This window comes from Acidimicrobiales bacterium (genome assembly GCA_035316325.1).
In the GTDB taxonomy this organism is placed as follows: domain Bacteria; phylum Actinomycetota; class Acidimicrobiia; order Acidimicrobiales; family VFJN01; genus DASXTK01.
Window position 1 is genome coordinate 1 of record DATHJB010000113.1, and the last position, 2,037, is coordinate 2,037.

Here is a 2,037-nt window from a genome sequence, read left to right on the forward strand (position 1 = left end):
CGCCGGTGCCCGAGGGCCGCGAGGGCGACGGCTACGCCACCGACGGCAACGGCGACGGCCTGGCCGACCCGTGGCAGCCGGACGACGCCATCCACGCCGCGGCCCGCCTCGTCGGCCGCAACGGCGCCCCCGGCGACTACACCGCAGCTCTCCGGGCCTACAACGACTCCGGCGAGTACGTCGAGGACGTGCTCCGCTGGGCCCAGTCGTACCGCCAGGAGACGGCGGCCGGGCCGGCAGCCGACGGGTCCGTCGACCTGGCGACGGTCCGGGGCATCACCGTGGCCCGCAGCATCGCCCCCAACGTGGAGGCCCTGGTCGTCGCCGCCCAGCGTGACGGCCACACGCTCACCGGCTCCGGCCACCGCTCCCACGAGCGGCAGATCGAGCTGCGGCAGGAGCACTGCGGCCGCAGCGACTACGCGATCTACGAGATGCCGTCGGGCCAGTGCACACCGCCCACCGCCCGGCCGGGGTCGTCGATGCACGAGGTGGGCCTGGCGGTCGACTTCTCGTGCGACGGCGCGCTGATCGAGAGCCGCTCGTCCGCCTGCTTCACCTGGATGGAGGCCCACGCCCCGCCCCTCGGCCTCTACAACCTCCCGTCGGAGCCGTGGCACTGGAGCGTCGACGGGTCGTGAGGTCGTCGCCGATGCGACTGGTGGTGGACCTCGATCGGCGCCCTCGGGGGCGGGCGAGGGCCTAGTTTCTACTTGCCGTAACTTGCGGTTCTCGAGGTGGGAGGCGACCGATGGGGCGATCCGTGGGACGGGGTTGGCGACTCGGGGCGGTGGGGCCCGTGGTGGTCGGGTTGGTGCTCGCCCTGGTGGCGCCGGTCGGGGCCGGCCCGGTGGACCCGGCGCCCGGGCTGGAGGTCACCACCACCGTGCTCCCGCTGCTCGACGTCGAGGGGATCGAACCGAACGGGAACGCCCACGACGTCAACGACCGGGGCCAGGTGGTCGGTCAGTCCAGCTTCCAGCCCGTCCTGTGGCAGCGGGGCGAGGTCATCCAGCTGATGGAGTCCGACCCGGTCCTGGGCGGCTCCGCCGTCCAGATCAACGACCGCGGTCAGGTGCTCGTCCGCTCCGACCGCCGGCTGTACCTCTGGTTCCGGGGACGGGTGACCGAGCTGCACGGCAGCCCCGATGCGACGAGCTTCACGGGGCGTCACCTCAACGAGCGGGGTCAGGTCCTGGGCGGCTACTCGCCAGGCGATGGTGGCCGCGACGTGTCCGGCGTGTGGGAGACGGACGGCACGTTCGTCCCGATCCTCCCGCCTGACGGGTACGACGTGGCCGTCGCCGACCTGTCGGACAACGGGTACGTGGCCGGGACCCTGACGTCGAGGGACGGGTCCGTGCGCCGGCCGTTCCTGTGGCGCCACGGAAGGTTCGCCTGGATCGGCGAGTCGGGCATCTCCGCGGCGGTCAACCAGCGGGGTCAGGTGGTCGGGATCCGCGCCGACGCCGAGACCGGGCCGTTCGGAGTGGCGGTGCTCTGGTACCGCGGCGAGGAGGTCCCGCTCGGCCTGCCCGCGGGCGACCTGCCCACCCCGATCTCGAACGCCGTCGACATCAACGATCGGGGCCAGGTGATCGGCATCACCGCGCTTTCGTCGCAGGAGACGATGGCCTACCGGTGGGACGACGGTGAGCTGGTCGACCTCGGCACGGCGGGCGGTCCCCCGATCGCCCCCACCCGGATCAACGAGCGCGGCCAGGTGGTCGGGTTCTTCCAGGTCGGCAACGAGCTCCGCGACTTCTTCTGGGACCGGGGCGACCTGGTCGAGCTGGGCCACGGCCTCGGACCGGACGCCCTCAACGATCGGGGACAGGCCGTCGGCAACACCGTGGTCGACGGCCTGTCCCGGCCCGTGCTCTGGACCGTCCACTGAGTGGTCCGTGGACGGGGTCGTGACCCGGAGGCTCAGGGCACGTTGACGATCGTGTTGCACCAACCGGTGGCCGAATCGGCCTCGGGCCGGTTGCCCGCCATGCCGGTGCCGCCGTCGCAGTGGTCGACGCCCGTGCCGCC

The 2,037-nt window shown here is 72.8% G+C and carries 2 protein-coding genes; both read left to right on the forward strand.

The genetic code is table 11. From position 1 onward, the window contains the following. On the forward strand, positions 1-641 hold a 641-nt coding region (locus tag VK611_15185; protein HMG42677.1), incomplete at its 5' end, for a D-alanyl-D-alanine carboxypeptidase family protein. Between the two features lie 110 nt (positions 642-751). Beyond that, positions 752-1,897, forward strand: coding sequence for a hypothetical protein (locus VK611_15190; protein HMG42678.1), 1,146 nt, complete (start codon positions 752-754; stop codon positions 1,895-1,897). Positions 1,898-2,037 lie beyond the last annotated feature (140 nt).

Coding starts and splice junctions, on each gene's coding strand:
- VK611_15190 (HMG42678.1), top strand. CDS start 752: ATGGGGCGATCCGTGGGACGGGGTTGGCGACTCGGGGCGGTGGGGCCC.